At 72.8% G+C, this 17,043-nt stretch carries 15 protein-coding genes; 12 read left to right on the top strand and 3 right to left on the bottom strand.

Annotation, left to right across the window (positions count from 1 at the left end; translation table 11 throughout):
- Window positions 1–24 precede the first annotated feature (24 nt).
- Window positions 25–1,497 (top strand): hypothetical protein, encoded by a 1,473-nt coding sequence (locus ADK52_RS06410; protein WP_053688815.1) that lies wholly within the window; start codon window positions 25–27, stop codon window positions 1,495–1,497.
- A gap of 3 nt (window positions 1,498–1,500) precedes the next feature.
- Here ADK52_RS06410 and ADK52_RS06415 read toward each other — a convergent pair whose 3' ends face one another.
- Window positions 1,501–2,130 (bottom strand): lysophospholipid acyltransferase family protein, encoded by a 630-nt coding sequence (locus ADK52_RS06415; RefSeq protein WP_053688795.1) that lies wholly within the window; start codon window positions 2,128–2,130, stop codon window positions 1,501–1,503.
- A gap of 303 nt (window positions 2,131–2,433) precedes the next feature.
- On the opposite strand from ADK52_RS06415, the gene ADK52_RS06420 reads away from it, so the two are divergent.
- The 3 genes from ADK52_RS06420 (at window position 2,434) to ADK52_RS06430 (ending at window position 4,833) form a co-directional block, all read left to right on the top strand.
- Window positions 2,434–3,645 carry a glycerophosphodiester phosphodiesterase gene (locus ADK52_RS06420; protein ID WP_078988019.1) on the top strand — a complete coding sequence of 404 codons (1,212 nt, stop codon included), beginning with the start codon at window positions 2,434–2,436 and terminating at the stop codon, window positions 3,643–3,645.
- Window positions 3,646–3,773: 128 nt separating this feature from the next.
- Window positions 3,774–4,289: a sigma-70 family RNA polymerase sigma factor gene (locus ADK52_RS39645; RefSeq protein ID WP_078988021.1), complete on the top strand. Its 516-nt coding sequence runs from the start codon at window positions 3,774–3,776 to the stop codon at window positions 4,287–4,289.
- A 37-nt stretch (window positions 4,290–4,326) separates the two neighbouring features.
- Entirely contained in the window at window positions 4,327–4,833 is a 507-nt protein-coding gene (locus ADK52_RS06430; RefSeq protein ID WP_053688798.1) for a GNAT family N-acetyltransferase, read from the top strand.
- A 94-nt stretch (window positions 4,834–4,927) separates the two neighbouring features.
- Here ADK52_RS06430 and ADK52_RS06435 read toward each other — a convergent pair whose 3' ends face one another.
- Both ADK52_RS06435 and ADK52_RS06440 read right to left on the bottom strand, forming a co-directional pair.
- Window positions 4,928–5,344 carry a hypothetical protein gene (locus tag ADK52_RS06435; protein ID WP_053688799.1) on the bottom strand — a complete coding sequence of 139 codons (417 nt, stop codon included), beginning with the start codon at window positions 5,342–5,344 and terminating at the stop codon, window positions 4,928–4,930.
- Entirely contained in the window at window positions 5,337–5,705 is a 369-nt protein-coding gene (locus ADK52_RS06440) for a hypothetical protein (protein WP_053688800.1), read from the bottom strand. Before ADK52_RS06440 ends, ADK52_RS06435 begins: the two co-directional genes overlap by 8 nt.
- A 589-nt stretch (window positions 5,706–6,294) precedes the next feature.
- On the opposite strand from ADK52_RS06440, the gene ADK52_RS06445 reads away from it, so the two are divergent.
- From ADK52_RS06445 to ADK52_RS06480, 8 genes are all read left to right on the top strand, one after another.
- Window positions 6,295–7,350 carry a methionine ABC transporter ATP-binding protein gene (locus ADK52_RS06445; protein WP_053688801.1) on the top strand — a complete coding sequence of 352 codons (1,056 nt, stop codon included), beginning with the start codon at window positions 6,295–6,297 and terminating at the stop codon, window positions 7,348–7,350.
- Window positions 7,347–8,015 carry a methionine ABC transporter permease gene (locus ADK52_RS06450; protein WP_053688802.1) on the top strand — a complete coding sequence of 223 codons (669 nt, stop codon included), beginning with the start codon at window positions 7,347–7,349 and terminating at the stop codon, window positions 8,013–8,015. The genes ADK52_RS06445 and ADK52_RS06450 overlap by 4 nt, the downstream gene beginning before the upstream one ends.
- 93 nt (window positions 8,016–8,108) lie before the next feature.
- Complete coding sequence (locus tag ADK52_RS06455; protein ID WP_053688803.1) at window positions 8,109–8,972, top strand: MetQ/NlpA family ABC transporter substrate-binding protein; 864 nt, start codon at window positions 8,109–8,111, stop codon at window positions 8,970–8,972.
- Between the two features lie 152 nt (window positions 8,973–9,124).
- Window positions 9,125–9,817, top strand: coding sequence for a GNAT family N-acetyltransferase (locus ADK52_RS06460; RefSeq protein ID WP_053688816.1), 693 nt, complete (start codon window positions 9,125–9,127; stop codon window positions 9,815–9,817).
- Window positions 9,818–9,921: 104 nt separating this feature from the next.
- The gene (gene cbiE, locus ADK52_RS06465; protein WP_053688804.1) at window positions 9,922–11,145 is read left to right on the top strand and encodes a precorrin-6y C5,15-methyltransferase (decarboxylating) subunit CbiE; all 1,224 of its coding nucleotides are present in this window, start codon (window positions 9,922–9,924) and stop codon (window positions 11,143–11,145) included.
- Between the two features lie 250 nt (window positions 11,146–11,395).
- A complete protein-coding gene (gene cobT / locus ADK52_RS06470; RefSeq protein WP_053688805.1) occupies window positions 11,396–14,713 on the top strand; it encodes a nicotinate-nucleotide--dimethylbenzimidazole phosphoribosyltransferase in 3,318 nt (1,105 codons plus the stop codon).
- A 226-nt stretch (window positions 14,714–14,939) separates the two neighbouring features.
- Window positions 14,940–16,160, top strand: a complete 1,221-nt coding sequence (cobA, locus tag ADK52_RS06475; RefSeq protein WP_053688806.1) for a uroporphyrinogen-III C-methyltransferase — start codon at window positions 14,940–14,942, stop codon at window positions 16,158–16,160.
- Between the two features lie 58 nt (window positions 16,161–16,218).
- On the top strand, window positions 16,219–17,043 hold an 825-nt coding region (locus tag ADK52_RS06480), incomplete at its 3' end, for a TrmH family RNA methyltransferase (protein ID WP_053688807.1).

The raw sequence follows: 17,043 nt of genomic DNA on the forward strand, positions 1-17,043 counted from the left end.
GCCGTGCGGGACACCATCCCGGCGATGGAGATCACCGAACTGACCCCCGCTGAGCGCCGCGTATGGGAAGCCTTCCCGCGCGGCGACGGCGTCGACTTCCGGGAAGGCCCCGACGAGGATCCGGCCGACGGAGCCTCGTGGGGGCCGGAGCGCACGGTGCGCGCCGAGGTGCTCATGGCGCTGCTGCTGAGCGGACCCACCGAGTCCGGCCAGGTCGCCGGACTCAAGATCAAGGGCGCCAGGATCACCGGGAAGCTGGACCTCAGGTACGCCGTGATCGACGCCCCGATGCGGATGCGCGGTTGCTGGTTCGAACGCAAGCCCGGGCTCTACGGGGCGAGGTTGCGCGCACTCGTCCTGACCGATTCGGACCTGCCCGGCCTGACCGCGGCCACCGTCCGCGTCGATGTCGTGCTGCGGCTGTCCTGCTGCCGGATCAGGGGCCCGGTGCGCCTCGCGGGGGCTCAGATATCCGGCGGTCTCTTCCTCCAGGACGCCGTGATCGGCCCGGTCGAGGGCGACCTGGCCGGCGAAGCGGCGCTCCAGCTCAACCACGCCACCATCGGCACCGACATCATCGCGTTCGGGCTGACCGTACACGGCCAGACGCGCGTCAACGGTGCGGTCGTCGGAGGCCAGATCAACCTCGACGAGGCTCGTCTCCACATGCCCGGCGGCACCGCCCTGCACGCCGAGACCCTGTCCGTCGGCACCGACCTGCGGGCGATGCGCGCGGAGCTGCTCGGCCGGGTCAACCTCACCGGATCGCGCATACCGGGCCAGCTGAACTTCGCGTACGCCCGGTTCGTCAATCCCGGGGGCGTGGCCCTGCGGGCCAGCAGCTGCACCGTCGGCGAGGTCTGGCTGCGGGGGTGCGACACCATCCAGGGCACGGTCAACCTGCGCCGTTCCCAGTTCGACCTGCTGCACATCGAACCGGGTACCTGGCCGGGTACGGTGCGCCTGGCCGGGCTGAGCTACCGGGCGATGAGCCCGCACCTCCCGGCGGAGCAGCGGCTGCCCGCCCTGGAGCGCGAGGAGTCGGGCTACCTGCCGTACACCTACGAACAGCTCGCCGCCGCCTACCGTACGGCCGGAGACGAGGCGGGAGCCCGGACCGTCCAGCTGGCCAAGCTGCGCCGGCACCGCCGCACGCTGCCCCGGCCCGCCCGGTTGTGGGGGCAGCTCCAGGACGTCACCGTCGGGTACGGCTTCCGTCCGCTGCGGGCGGTCGGCTGGCTGCTGGCCCTGCTGCTGACCGGGGCGGTCGCCTACGGGATCGATCCGCCGCGGCCCCTGAAGGCCGGCGAGGCTCCGGACTTCAACGCGGTGTTCTACACGATCGACCTGCTCGTGCCGATCATCAGCTTCGGACAGGAGTCCGCGTACGCGCCGAGCGGCTGGTACCAGTGGCTCTCGTACGTGCTGATCGTGACCGGCTGGATCCTCGCCACGACGACCGCGGCGGGCGTCAGCCGGTCACTCCAGCGGCAATAAGGGCTAGGCGGCCTTCGCCTTGGTGGCGTACATGTCCACGTACTCCTGGCCCGAAAGCCGCATGACCTCCGCCATCACCGAGTCGGTGACGGCGCGCAGCACGTAGCGGTCGCGGTCCATGCCCTCGTAGCGGGAGAACTCCATCGGCTCGCCGAAGCGGACGGTGACCCGCCCCGGGCGCGGCATGCCCTTGCCGCCCGGCTGGAGCTTGTCGGTGCCGATCATCGCGAAGGGGACCACGGGGGCGCCGGTCATCAGCGTCAGGCGGGCGATGCCGGTACGGCCGCGGTAGAGGCGGCCGTCGGGGGAGCGGGTGCCCTCCGGGTAGATCCCGAAGATCTTGCCCTCTTCGAGGATGCGGCGGCCGGTCATCAGGGCGGCGACGCCGCCGTTGGCGCCGTCACGGTCGACCGGGATCATGCCGGACCCGGTGAAGAACCAGGCCATGGCGCGGCCCTTGATGCCCTTGCCCGTCACGTACTCGTCCTTGCCGATGAAGTGGACCGTACGGTCGCACAACAGCGGAAGGATCATGGAGTCGATGAAGGTGAGGTGGTTGCCCGCCAGGATCACCGGACCGGTGCCCGGGATGTTCTCGATGCCCTCCACACGGGTGCGGAACATCATGCGCATGACCGGTCCGACAGTGGCTTTGATGAGCGATGTACGGAACAACGTGAGCCCTCCGGCATCGAAACGCGATTTTCGCACCACACGGGGGTAGTGCAGGTGAGGACGATACTCGCGGGTCAGCTCCGAGTGCACATCGGGTTCACGAGGTGGATACGCAGTGTTGACGCACGTTTCCGCCATGTTCCCCGCAGGCCCACCCCCGCGCCACCGGCTGCTGCCTACGATCGGCACGCCGAACCGGGCCGCTCGGACCCGCAGAATCCGGGTACCGCCGGGCCCTCTCAGACGACTGGAGTGGGATTCATGACGCAGGGTGGGGCAGCACGGCGCACGGTCCTGGGGGCGGCCGTCCTGGCAGCGGGCGGCGGCATGGCCGGGCTCTCGGCGGGATCCGCCTCGGCGGCGACGGCACCGGCAGCGCGGGCCGCGGACGCGGCAGGGACGGCGGAGGCGGCGTACGCCGCCGACGTGCGGCACGGCGGCGGCTACCGGGACCTCCCCGTCCCGCTGGTCATCGGCCACCGCGGGGCCAGCGGCTACCGGCCCGAGCACACCCTCGGCTCGTACCAGCTCGCCCTCGACCTGGGCGCGGACGTCGTCGAGCAGGACCTGGTGCCCACCAAGGACGGCCACCTCGTGTGCCGCCACGAGAACGAGATCGGCGGCACCACCGACGTCGCCGACCACCCCGAGTTTGCCTCCCGGCGTACGACCAAGTCGGTCGACGGGGTCGCGGTCACCGGCTGGTTCACCGAGGACTTCACCCTCGCCGAGCTGAAGACCCTGCGGGCGAAGGAACGTATCCCCGCCGTCCGCCAGCGCAACACGCTCTACGACGGCCGGTGGGACGTGCCCACCTTCGAAGAGGTGCTGCGCTGGGCCGAACGCGAGGGCAAGCGGCGCGGCAAGCGCGTCTGGCTGCACGTCGAGACCAAGCACCCCACGTACTTCCGGTCGCTGGGCCTCGGCCTCGAAGAGCCCCTCGCCAAGCTGCTGCGCCGCTACGGCCGCGACGGGCTGGGCGCCCCGCTGTTCCTCCAGTCGTTCGAGCCCTCCAGCATCCAGCGGCTCTCCCGGCTGGTCTCCGCGCCGCGCGTGGTCCTGCTGTCCGCCGCCGGCACCCGGCCCTGGGACTTCGAACAGGCCAAGGACCCGCGGACGGTGTCGGACCTGGTCAAGCCCGAGGGCCTGAAGTGGATCGCCGGATTCGCCCAGGGCATCGGCCCCACGATGGACCTGATCCTCCCGCGCGACGCGGCGGGCAAGCTCGGCGCCCCGACCACGCTGGTCAAGGACGCCCACGCCCGGGGGCTGGTGCTGCACCCCTACACCGCGCGCAACGAGAACACCTTCCTGCCGGCCGAATACCGCAAGGGCACCGACCCGAACGCGTACGGGGACGCCTTCGGCGCCTTCAAGACGTACTTCGAGCAGGGCATCGACGGCATCTTCACGGACAACGCGGACACCGGACTGCTCGCGGCCGAGGCCTTCCGCCCGGGCCGCGGCCGCTGAGGACGCGGGGACGTCTTCCGGCCAACGCCGGGACCCTCGCACCGTCAACAGATAAGCGGAATATCACGTACGGGTGGGCTGTGCCGGGTGGGGAAACCGCCGGGCACGGCCCGCGCGTCCCGCCCGGCATGGACCTGCTGAAGGACTCCGACCTCCTGAACGAACTGGGCCCGCTGCTCTCCGCCGAGGCCGCCGCGGAGGCCCCGGGTGCCGGAGTGGAAGCGGCCGACCTGGAGCAAGCCGTCTGGGTCAGGCTGCTGGAACACGACCCCGCCCCCGCCGAACCGGCCCGCTGGCTGCGCCGCGCGGTGCGGGCCGAAGCCCGGCTCGCCCGGCGCCGCGCCCGCCGCGAGATCCCGTACGGCTGCCGGCCCGGCAGCGCGGGCGCAGAACCCGAAGACGCCCTGCTGCACGGGGAGGAGAACCGGGCCCTCCGATCGGCCGTCGCCCGATTGCCCGGACGGTGTCCGGAGCTGATGGGGGCACTTCTTTCGCCCAGAGACCTCACTTACCGTGAAATCGCAGGAGAGTTGGGTATCTCACAAGGAAGTTTGGGACCCGTGCGTTCCCGTTGCCTGGGATGTCTGCGCAGAATGCTCGCGTCAGAGGTTGCGGCTCCCCGCCTTCGGGGAAGGGAGCGGTAGACCAATGGGCTACCAGGTGAGCGGGAGGCATGCGCACATGGGCATGAGCGTGACCATTTCGGCGGCAGCTGCCGAGGACACTGAGCAGATCCTCAAACTGCAGTACCTGGCGTTCCAGCGTGAGGCCGAGCTGTACGGCAACTACCGCATCCAGCCGCTCACTCAGACCCTGGACTCCCTCAAGGCGGAGCTGGAGTCGGACACGGTGCTCGTGGCCCGGCTCGGCGACGAAGTGGTCGGCACCGTGCGCGGCAGCGTCGACGAGGACGGCACCGGCAAGATCGCCAAGCTCTGCGTCCACCCGCGGCTGCAGGGCCACGGGCTCGGCGCCCGGCTGCTGCGCGCCGTCGAGGAGGCCCTCGCGGGCCGCGCCGAAACCACCCGTTTCCGGCTGCACACCGGCCACAAGAGCGAGTCCAACCTGCGCCTCTACCGCAACGCCGGATACGTCCAGGTCGGCGGCCGCACCGCTTCCGACGGCGTACGCCTGGTCATCCTGGAGAAGGAGGCCACCGACGCGGCCGACTTCGCGGTCAGCGCCTGAACCTCAGCGCTCAGAGCTCAGAGCTCAGCGCTCAGCGCTCAGCGCTCAGCGCTCAGCGCTCAGCGCTCAGAGCTCAGAGCTCAGAGCTCAGCGCTCAGCGCTTGGCGCGCAGCCAGAGCATCCCGGTGATCGGCAGGATCACCGGGATGAACAGGTAGCCCATCCCGAAGTCCGACCAGACGGTCGCGTCCGGGAAGGCCTCGGGGCGCACCAGCGTCCACGTGCCCACGGACAGGACGCCGGCCAGCTCGGCCGCGCAGCAGAACAGCGCCGCCCTGCGGGCCGTCTCCCCGCCGCGCACCAGCGAGTACGTGATGAACGCGTACACCAGGGCCGCCGCGCCGGACAGCGCGTACGCCAGCGGCGCCCGGTCGAACTCGGTGGAGATCTGGTAGGCCGAGCGCGACAGCGCCCCCACCACCATCACCCCGTACAGCCAGACCAGCAGCAGGCCGGGTCCGGAGACCAGTCGCTTGCGTGCGCCCGGAGTGGCGCTCGTCGTGTCAGGCACCGGGGGTCCCCCAGATGTCGTAGAGGCGTACTTCGAGGACGGCGAGGACGAGCGCGCCCGCGGCCACCGTCACCGAACCCCATTTGGTCCGCTCGCTCAGTGAGAGCAGCCCGGCGGCCGGGACCGCCGCGAAGGCGCCCACCAGGTAGGCCACGAAGATCACCGCGCCCTCGTCGGGCTCGCCGCCCTGCGCGAGCTTCACCACGCCGACCACCAGCTGGGCCAGGGCCAGCAGGGTCACCACGCCCATGCCGATGAAGTGCCAGTCCTTGGTGGGCTGGTCCCGCAGGGCGGCGAAGCCGCACCAGGCGGCGAGGGCGAGTGCGGCCGCGCCGAGGGCGACCGTCAGGGCGTCGAGCATGCAGCGAGGGTATTACGGGCCGAAACACCCGGTGCGCGCACCCCTGGGCGCGGGCTCTCGGCGGCGGGCGGGAACCGGCATGCGGACCGTGGCCTTGACCACAGAGCACCCCGCCGCGGAGCTCGGCGCGGACGGGCTCGTACGGCCGCGCTCGGCCGCGCTCGGCCGTGTCCGTGCAGGTCGGTGACGGGGGTGTCATGGTGTCGGCGCACGGTCGGGACTGCCCGATCCTGTCCGGCATGCGGCCGGATTCCGTCCGCTATCCGGACAGCTTTGATCGGTGGCGGGATACGTCTGCTTTACTTGGGCCCATGACCACGACGAGCAGCCGCACCCTTGCGACCGAGGCGACGATGACGCCCGGTGCTCGTTGTATGTGTCGAATGTGCGCCTTCTGAGGGCCCCTCTCCTGCGTCTCGCGCCCCGAAGCGAGATTCGGCCGAGCCCGTCCACACACCACGGACCGCTCCTGCCCCGCGCACGCGTCGACGCCGACTTTTTGTGACGGTTCGACCCGTATCGCGTCCCCAGATGTTTGCCCCGTGCCGGCACCCCGCTGCGCCGCGCACTCGACAGCGACGGAATTCCTGTGATCACCACATCGGGCCTCACGAAGGTCTACCAGTCCCGTGGCCGCGAGGTCACCGCCCTGGACGGCGTCGATCTGCACGTCCGCGAGGGCGAGGTCTACGGAGTCATCGGCCAGAGCGGCGCCGGCAAGTCCTCCCTGATCCGCTGCGTGAACCTGCTGGAGCGCCCCACCACCGGCACCGTGACCGTCGACGGCGTCGACCTCACCGCGCTCGCCGGCCGCGGCCGCCGCGCCGGCAAGGAGCTCCGCGAGGCCCGCAGCCGCATCGGCATGGTCTTCCAGCACTTCAACCTGCTGTCCTCGCGCACCGTCCAGGGCAACATCGAACTGCCGCTGGAGATCCTCGGCGTCTCCGGCCGCGAGCGCTCCCGCAAGGCCCTCGAACTCCTCGACCTCGTCGGCCTCGCCGACAAGGCCAAGGCCTACCCCGGCCAGCTCTCCGGCGGTCAGAAGCAGCGCGTCGGCATCGCCCGCGCCCTGGCCGGCGACCCCAAGGTGCTCCTGTCCGACGAGGCCACCAGCGCCCTGGACCCCGAGACCACCCGCTCGATCCTCCAGCTGCTGCGCGACCTCAACCAGCAGCTCGGCCTGACCGTCCTGCTCATCACCCACGAGATGGACGTCGTCAAGACCGTCTGCGACTCGGCCGCCCTCATGAAGCGGGGACGGATCATCGAGTCGGGCACCGTCGCCGAACTGCTCGCCACCCCCGGCTCCGAGCTCGCCGGCGAGCTCTTCCCCGTCAGCGGCGCCGCCACCGGCCCCGACCGCACGGTCGTCGACGTCACCTTCCACGGTGACGCCGCCACCCAGCCGGTCATCTCCCAGCTGTCGCGCACGTACAACATCGACATCTCGATCCTCGGCGCCGCGATGGACACCGTCGCCGGCCGCCAGATCGGCCGCATGCGGATCGAGCTGCCCGGCCGCTACGAGGACAACGTCGTGCCCGTCGGCTTCCTGCGCGAGCAGGGCCTTCAGGTCGACGTCGTCGACGATCCCGAAGACGCCGACGCCGAGCTCGCCCAGCTCGTCAAGGATGGTGCCAAGTGACCTGGTCCGAGATGCAGCCCCTGCTCACCCAGGGCACGTACGACACCCTCTACATGGTGCTGTGGTCCACCCTGGTGACGGTCCTCGGCGGACTGCCCATCGGCATCCTCCTCGTCCTCACCGACAAGGGCGGCCTCCTGCAGAACCGGCCGCTCAACAAGGTCCTCGGCGTGATCGTGAACATAGGCCGCTCGCTGCCGTTCATCATCCTGCTGATCGCCCTGATCCCGGTCACCACCGCGGTCGTCGGCACCTTCATCGGCCCCACCGCGATGATCGTCCCGCTGGCCATCGGCGCCATCCCCTTCTTCGCGCGCCTCGTCGAGACGGCCGTCCGCGAGGTGGACCACGGCCTGATCGAGGCCGTCGAGTCCATGGGCGGCGGCGTCCCCACCCTCGTGGGCAAGGTGCTGCTCCCGCAGGCCCTGCCCTCGCTGGTCGCGGCCGTGACCACCACCCTGATCACCCTGATCGGGTACTCCGCCATGGCCGGCGCGGTCGGCGGCGAAGGCCTCGGCTCCAAGGCCATCACCTACGGCTTCCAGCGCTTCGAGACCGGCTTCATGCTCGCCACCGTCGTGGTCCTGATCGCCATCGTCACGGTGATCCAGCTGATCGGCGACGGCGCGGTACGCCTCCTCGCCCGCCGCGGCCGGACCGCCTGAACCGGGCCCACGGCCCCCGAACCTCCCCTCCCCGAAAGCCCGCACTTGTCGTGCTTGGGCCTCCATCCGGAAAAAGCAAGAAAGGCACTCTTCGTGCGTAAGAACATCAAGGTCACCGCCTTCGCCGCCGCCTCCGCTGCGCTCGCCCTCGGCCTCACCGCCTGCGGCAGCTCCTCGGACCCGTCCTCCACCAAGGCCGACGGCGGCAAGGTCGACGAGAGCAAGCCGCTCGTCATCGCGGCCTCCCCGAGCCCGCACGCCGACGTCCTGAACTTCGTCAAGGACAAGCTGGCGGCCAAGGAGGGCCTCAAGCTGGAGGTGAAGGAGTTCACGGACTACGTGCTCCCCAACACCGCCACCGAGCAGGGCCAGGTCGACGGCAACTACTTCCAGCACAAGCCGTACCTCGACGACTTCAACAAGAAGAACGGCACGCACATCGTGCCCGTCGTGAACGTGCACCTGGAGCCCCTCGGCCTCTACTCCAAGAAGGTCAAGGCCCTCGCCGACATCAAGGCCGGCCAGACCATCGCCGTCCCCAACGACACCACCAACGAGGGCCGCGCGCTCCAACTGCTCGCCGCGAACAACCTGATCACCCTCAAGGAAGGCGTCGGCACCGGCGCCAAGCTGTCCGACATCACCGACAAGAAGGGCCTGGAGTTCAAGGAGCTGGAGGCCGCCACGGTCCCGCGCGCCCTGAACGACGTGGACGCCGCGGTCATCAACGGCAACTACGCCCTGGAGTCCAAGCTCTCGCCCGCCAAGGACGCGCTCGTCCTGGAGAAGGCCGAGGGCAACCCGTACGCCAACTTCCTCGCGGTGAAGGCCGGCAACGAGAAGGACCCGCGGATCGAGAAGCTCGCCAAGCTCCTCAACTCCGACGAGGTCAAGAAGTTCATCGAGGACAAGTACCAGGGCTCGGTCGTCCCGGCCTTCGGCGCCCCGAAGTCCTGACCCCGAACCGCTGATCGGCCCCGTACGCCCCACGGGTGTGCGGGGCCGAGCGCTGCCCGCTTCCGGGCAACCCGCCCGCCACATCACACCGCCGATGCTGCATGCTGTGCCTACGGCCCGCACAAAGGTCCAGCAACGGCATGGAGCTGCGCATGACTACCACCTTCCCGGACGTCACCATCAGCACGGACCGGCTGGTGCTGCGCCCCTTCGACGGGGAGGACGTCACCGCGCTCGCCGAGATGATGAACGACGAGCACATCACCGCCTGGACCTCCGTACCGCACCCCTACACCCACGCCGACGCCCACGCCTGGGCCACCCGGCAGTCCCACGCGGAGCGCACCGAGGGCAGAGGCATCGTTTTTGCCGTCGCCGAATTCCTCACCCAGCGCCTCGTCGGCATCGTGCACCTCAAGAACACCAACTGGCGTACCCGCAGCACCGAGGTCGGCTACGTCACCGCCCCCTGGGCCCGCGGCGAGGGCTACGCCAGCGAGTCCGTACTCGCCGTCGCCCAGTGGCTCTTCCACGACCAGGGCTTCGAACGCCTCGAACTGCGCACCGCCGCCGACAACACCGCCTCCCAGCAGGTGGCCCAGAAGATCGGCTGCATCAGCGAAGGCGTCCTGCGCAACGCGTGGATGGTGCGCACCCGGCCCGAAAACGGAACAGACGGATCCTGGGCGGACACCCGCACCGACCTCATCGTCTGGAGCCTGCTCCCCGAGGACATCGACGACATGGCGGAGTCGGACGGCTACAACGGCCACGACGACTACGGGTACGGCCGCGGCGCCCAGGCGGGCGCCGGCGGCTACGCGGTCGGCGCCGACTGGAGCTGACCGGACCGACCTGATGACCAGGTAGTCTCACCGTGCCTGGTGGCCCGCCCGCCGGCCCCTGCCGACGAAGCTTCGCCCGCCCCCACCCCAGGAGACTGACGACGATGGCCGACCGGGTCACGGTGATCGGCTGGGACGGCTCGCCCCTGACCGCGGCCGCCCGGTCCGCGCTCTCCGCCGCCACCCTCGTGGCCGGCGCCGCCCACCACCTCGCCCTTCCCGAGGTACCGCCCACGGCCGAGCGCATCCGGCTGGGCAGCCTCGGCCTCGCCGCCCGCCGCATCGCCGGCCACCGCGGCACCGCCGTCGTCTTCGCCGACGGGGACCCCGGCTTCTTCGGCGCCGTCCGCACCCTGCGCGCCCCGGAGCACGGCCTGGAGGTCGAGGTCGTCCCCGCCGTGTCCGCCGTCGCCGCCGCCTTCGCCCGCGCCGGGATGCCCTGGGACGACGCCCAGGTCGTCGTCGCCCACCCCCGTACGCTGCGCCGCGCCGTCAACGTCTGCCGCGCCCACGGCAAGGTCGCCGTCCTCACCTCGCCCGGAGCCGGCCCCGCCGAACTCGCCCTGCTGCTCGGCGGGGTCCACCGCACCTTCGTCATCTGCGAGGAGCTCGGCACCGGCAAGGAGCAGGTGACCGTCCTGACCTCCGACCGGGTCGCCGACCACAGCTGGCGCGACCCCAACGTCGTCATCGTCATCGGCGGACAGGCCGCCGCCGCCCCCGCCGCGCCCTCCGCCGCGGCCGCCGACCCGGCCTGGCTGCTCGGCCAGAGCGCCGCCCACACCGGCGGACGCGGCTGGGCCCGGCCCCGGCCCGACGAAGGCGAAGGGGAGTCGGCACTGCTGCGCGCCGCCCAGCTCGCCCGCCTCGGCCCGCGCACCGGCGACCTCGTCTGGGACATCGGCACCGGCTCCGGCGCCCTCGCCGTGGAGGCCGCCGCGTTCGGCGCCGCCGTCATCGCGGTCGACGCCGACCCGCGCGCCTGCGAACGCGCAACGGCCGCCGCCCGCAACCGGGGCGTACAGGTCCAGGTCGTCGCCGGGCGCGCACCGCACGTACTGGAGGACCTCCCCGAACCCGATGTCGTCCGCGTCGGCGGCGGGGGAGCCGCGGTCGCCCGGGCCGTGGCCGACCGCCGCCCCGAACGGATCGTCAGCCACGCCTCCACCCGCGACGAGGCGGAGGAGATCGGCCGCGCGCTCACCGAGGGCGGCTACACCGTCGAGTGCGCGCTCCTCCAGTCGGTGGGCCTGGACACGCGCACCTGGAGCGAACAGGACCGTTCCGTCGTCTTCCTCCTGGCAGCCGAACGCCCCGTGAACCGCTAGCGCGGGGGCCGGGGTAGGCTGGCCGATCGTCGTACCGCCCTGGCATCTCCGGGGGTGACGGCACCGCCGGACGCGCGACGTGGCGCAGTCCACAGCACACCGTGCCGGTTATGGCCGCCATGGTGGCTAACGGGCGCGACAATGCTTACGGGTTGTCGTGCGGGGCCTGCGCGCGACGGACACGTCGTACGGCAACCCCGCTCGGGCGCCGGGCGATCGATGACGCACAACCGATGGGCGAGGGGTACGCATGACTGACACCGGCCAGGTACCGGGCGAGGGTCTCCCGGACAACGCGGGCATGGTGGATCAGCAGGGCATTCCCGCTCCGGTCCAGCACCCCGGCCCCGTCCCCGCCCCCGCTCCTGTCCAGGGCGGCTACGCCTTCCAGGACCTCGTGGACAACCCGGCCGAGCCGGAGGACGAGGAACTGCTGCTGATGCCGAGCGGCCAGGGCGCGTGGAGCGACCCGCAGGTCGTCCCGCCGGCGCCGGTCTTCGCGGTCGAGACCTCCTACGGCGACGCGCCCTACGCCGAGTACCCCGAGGCGCCGGCAGCGTACGCCGAGCCCGCCTACCCCGTCGCACCCGCGTTCCCCGACCCCTCCTACGGCGACGCTTCGTACAGCGCGGGCGCGCACGAGGCCGGCGGCCGCGATTCCGGCGCGCTCGACCTCGGCGGCCTCGTGGTCCCGCCGCCCGCCGCCGCCCCGGCGGCTCCGGCCGCGCCCGTGGCCCCGGTGGCGCCCTCCCGCCGGCCGCTGCACATGGGCCCGCCCGTGCCCGAGGCCACCGGCGGAGTCGTACGTTCCCTCGCCGACCGGGGTCCGGCCGCTGCTCCGGCGGCCCCCGCCGTGCACGTGGCGCAGGTCGCCGCTCCCACCGCTCCCGCGGCCGCGCAGGCCGCCGCTCCCGTGGCGCCGATCCCGGTCCAGGTGGCCGGTCCGCCGACCCTGGGCCCCGAGTACCTGGACGTCCCGCGTCCCGAGGCCGCCGCCGTACCGGCCGCGCCGCAGCCGGGCGAGACCCCGCCGCAGGCCGGCGCCCCGTGGACCGCGGAGCCGGCGCCGGTTCCGGTACCGGAGCCGGTGGCAGCGCCCGAGCCCGCCGTCGTACCCGAGCCCGTCATGGCACCGGAGCCCGTCCTGGCACCGGAGCCCGTGATGGCGCCCGTGCCCGCGGAGGCGCCCGAGCCCGTCATGGCACCCGAGGCGCCGGTGGCCGCCGAGGTCCCCGCGGAGTCCCCCGCCGCCCCGCAGGACCCTCAGCCGGAGCCGGTCGCGGTGGTGGAGCCCGAGCCGGCCGCCGTCGCCGTGGCCGTCGTGGAGCCCGCGCCGGAGCCCACGGCCGAGGCGCCCGTCGCCGAGGAGCCCGCCGAAGCCCCGGCGGCGCCCGCCGTGGAGCCGACGCCGGAGCCGGTCGTGGCCGAGGCCGCGCCGCTGGAGGTGCCGGTGGCGGACGTACCGGTGGTGGAAGCGCCGGCCGCCGAGCCGGAGCCGGAGGCCCTGCCCGCGGAAGCGGTGGTCCAGGTCCCCGAGACCCCCGAGGCCGTCGCTCCCGTCTCTCCCGTCTCTCCCGAGGCCCTTGTGGCCCCCATCGCCGTGGAGCCCGTACCGGAGGCGGCCCCGGAGGCCGCGGCCGTGGAGGCCGAAGCCGCTCCCGAGCCCACGCCGGAGCCGGTCGCCGTACCGGAGCCCGAGCCGGACGCCGTCGCCGTACCGGCCGCCGAGCCGGTGGCCGAGGCCGCCAACGAGCCCGAGCCCGAGCCCGAGCCCGAGCCCGAGCCCGGGACCGAGACCGTCGCCCCCCTCGTACCCGCCGTGGAGCCCTCCGCGGGCGAGGCGGCCCCCGCGTACGCCGACGCCGAGCGCGAGGCCGTCCTGCGCGTCATGCGCGAACGCCGCGACATCCGCAACGGCTTCCGCACCGACCCGATCCCCCACGAGGTGCTCCTCCGCGTCCTGGAGGCAGCCCACCACGCGCCCAGCGTGGGCCACTCCCAGCCCTGGGACTTCGTCGTCATCCGGTCGGCCGAGACCCGCCGGACGATGCACGAGCTCGCCCAGCGCCAGCGCGAGGCCTACGCGAAGTCGCTGCCCAAGGGCCGGGCGAAGCAGTTCAAGGAACTCAAGATCGAGGCCATCCTCGACACCCCGGTGAACATCGTCGTCACCGCCGACCCCACCCGCGGCGGCCGCCACACCCTCGGCCGGCACACCCAGCCGCAGATGGCCCCGTACTCCTCGGCCCTCGCCGTCGAGAACCTCTGGCTCGCCGCGCGCGCCGAAGGCCTCGGCGTCGGCTGGGTCAGCTTCTTCGACGAGCGCGAGATGGTCCGCGAGCTCGGCCTGCCCGAGCACCTGGAGGTCGTCGCGTACCTGTGCGTCGGCTACGTCGACGAGTTCCCGGAGGAGCCGGAGCTGGCGCAGGCCGGCTGGTCGCAGCGCCGGCCGCTGGCCTGGGTCGTGCACGAGGAGACGTACGGGCGCCGCGCGCTGCCCGGCGAGGAGCCGCACGACCTGCTCTCGGAGACGGTCGCCAGCATCCGCCCGCTCGACGCGAAGGCGCTGGGCGAGGCGTGGGAGCGCCAGAAGCGCATGACCAAGCCCGCCGGGGCCCTGGGCATGCTCGAAATCATCTCCGCACAGCTGTCCGGCCTCTCCCGGGTCTGCCCGCCGCCGATCCCGGAGCCGGCCGCGGTCGCGATCTTCGCGGGCGACCACGGGGTCCACGCCCAGGGCGTCACCCCGTGGCCCCAGGAGGTCACCACGCAGATGGTGGCCAACTTCCTGGGCGGCGGCGCGGTCTGCAACGCGTTCGCCAACCAGGTGGGCGCCGAGGTCTGCGTGATCGACGTCGGCGTCGCCGGGGACCTCCCCGCGACCCCCGGCCTGCTCCCGCGCAAGGTCCGCCCGGGCACGGCGGACCTCTCCACCGGCCCGGCGATGACCCGCGAGGAAGCGGTCGCGGCCATCGAGGTGGGCATCGAAACGGCCCGCGACCTGGTGGCGGCGGGCAACAAGGCGCTGCTGACGGGCGAGATGGGCATCGCGAACACGACGGTGTCGGCCGCCCTGATCTCGGTCTTCACCGGGGTCGACCCGGCGGAGGTCACCGGCCGCGGCACGGGCATCAACGACGAGACCCACGCCCGCAAGGTCGAGGTCGTACGCCGCGCACTGGAACTCCACCAGCCGGACCCGGCGGACCCGATCGGCGTCCTCGCGGCGATCGGCGGCCTGGAGCACGCGGCGATCGTCGGCATGCTCCTGGGCGGAGCCTCGCTGCGCACCCCCGTGATCCTGGACGGCGTCAGCGCCGGCGCGGCGGCCCTGGTGGCCCGTGCCATCGCCCCGGAATCCCTCTCGGCGTGCATCGCGGGCCACCGCAGCGCGGAGCCGGGCCACGTGGCGGCCCTGAACAAGCTGGGCCTGCGCCCCCTGATCGACCTCGACCTCCGCCTCGGCGAGGGCACGGGCGCGCTGCTGGCCCTCCCGCTGGTCCAGAGCGCGGCCCGCGCGATGCACGAGGTCGCCACCTTCGACTCGGCCGGAGTCACCGAGAAGTAGGCCCGACCGGAACACCCCGCCGCGCGGGGCGGGGGAAACGCCCCGCGCGGCCCGGCCCCGACACCCGGGGCCGGGGGAGCCCGGGGGTGGAGCCCCAGGGGCGACGGCGCGGGCCGTATCGTTGGACCCCGGACAGGGAAAGCGCACGTCACCCCACCCGAACCCAGCCGCTCCAGCGCAGCAGCGGCCCGCAGAAACCGCCCGCCGCACCAGGAGCCGCACCGCTATGGCCGAACACTCCGCCTACCCCGTAGGACTCCGCCTCGCCGGCCGCCGCGTCGTCGTCATCGGCGGCGGCCAGGTCGCCCAGCGCCGGCTGCCCGCGCTCGTCGCGGCCGGCGCCGACGTCCTCCTCGTCTCGCCCTCCGCCACCCCCTCCGTGGACGCCATGGCCGAGACCGGCGAGATCCGCTGGGAGCGCCGCCGCTACCAGGACGGGGACCTGGACGGTGCCTGGTACGCGCTGATCGCGACCCGGGACCGGGCCGCCAACGACGCCGCCTCCGCCGAGGCCGAGGCCCGCCGGGTCTGGTGCGTGCGCGCCGACGACGCCGAGGCGGCCACCGCCTGGACCCCGGCCACCGGCCGCGTCGAGGGGGTCACCGTCGCCGTCCTGAGCGGCAACGACCCCCGCCGCTCCGCCGCCGTCCGCGACGCCGTCGTCGAGGGGCTGCGCGACGGCTCCCTCACCGCGCACCGCACCCGCACCCCCGGTGTCGCCCTCGTCGGCGGCGGCCCCGGCGACCCCGACCTGATCACCGTCCGCGGGCGCCGCCTCCTCGCCGAGGCCGACGTGGTCATCGCCGACCGGCTCGGCCCCCGCGACCTGCTCGACGAACTCCCGCCGCACGTCGAGGTCATCGACGCCGCGAAGATCCCGTACGGCCGCTACATGGCCCAGGAGGCCATCAACAACGCCCTGATCGAGCACGCCAAGGCCGGCAAGGCCGTGGTCCGGCTCAAGGGCGGGGACCCGTACGTCTTCGGCCGCGGCATGGAGGAGCTCCAGGCCCTCGCCGAGGCCGGCATCGCCTGCACCGTCGTCCCCGGCATCTCCAGCTCCATCTCGGTGCCCGGCGCCGTCGGCATCCCGGTCACCCACCGCGGTGTGGCGCACGAGTTCACGGTGGTCAGCGGCCACGTCGGCCCCGACGACCCGCGCTCCCTCGTGGACTGGGCCTCCCTCGCCAAGCTCACCGGCACCCTGGTGATCCTGATGGGCGTGGACAAGATCGGTCTGATCGCCGAGGCCCTCGTCCGCCACGGCCGGCCCGCCGGCACCCCGGTCGCGGTCGTGCAGGAGGGCACCACGGCCTCCCAGCGCCGTGTGGACGCCACCCTCGCCACCGTCGGCGAGACCGTACGCGCGGAGGAGATCCGTCCGCCCGCGGTCATCGTGATCGGCGAGGTCGTCAACGTCGCGGCTCCCGCCGCCCCCACCGCCTGAAGCACCCACGCCCCGCACGGCCGTTGGCACCACACCCCGGACAAGGCAGTATCACCCTGTGGCTGATCTCATCACCGTCGAAGACCCCGACGACCCCCGCCTGCGCGACTACACGGGCCTGACCGACGTCGAACTCCGGCGCCGGCGCGAGCCCGCGGAGGGCCTGTTCATCGCCGAGGGCGAGAAGGTCATCAGACGGGCCAAGGACGCCGGGTACGAGATGCGCTCGATGCTGCTCTCCGCCAAGTGGGTCGACGTCATGCGCGACGTCATCGACGAGCTCCCGGCCCCGGTCTACGCCGTCACCCCCGAGCTCGCCGAACGCGTCACCGGCTACCACGTGCACCGCGGCGCCCTCGCCTCGATGCAGCGCAAGCCGCTGCCGGCGGCCGACGAGCTGCTCGCGGCGGAGGGGGCGGGCACGGGCCACCGCATCGCCGTCTTCGAGGGCTTCGTCGACCACGCCAACCTGGGCGCCGCCTTCCGCAGCGCCGCGGCCCTCGGCATCAGCGCGATACTGCTCTCCCCGGACTGCGCGGATCCGCTCTACCGGCGCGCCATCAAGGTCTCGATGGGGTCGGTGTTCTCGGTTCCGTACGCGCGCCTGGACCAGTGGCCCGCCGACCTGGAGAAGGTCCGCGAGGCGGGCTACCGGATCCTGGCCATGACGCCGAGTCCGAAGGCCACTCCGCTGGACCAGGTCCCGCCGGAGCGCTTCGAGCGTTCCGCGATCATGCTCGGCTCCGAGGGCCACGGCCTGTCCACGTACGCGCTGCGCGCCGCCGACGAGTGGGTCCGGATCCCGATGGCGGAGGGGATCGACTCCCTGAACGTGGCCGCGGCCTCGGCGGTGGCCTTCTACGCCACCCGCCCGCCCCAGGCC

Origin of the sequence: Streptomyces sp. WM6372, from assembly GCF_001279655.1 — a bacterium.
Taxonomy (GTDB): Bacteria; Actinomycetota; Actinomycetes; order Streptomycetales; family Streptomycetaceae; genus Streptomyces.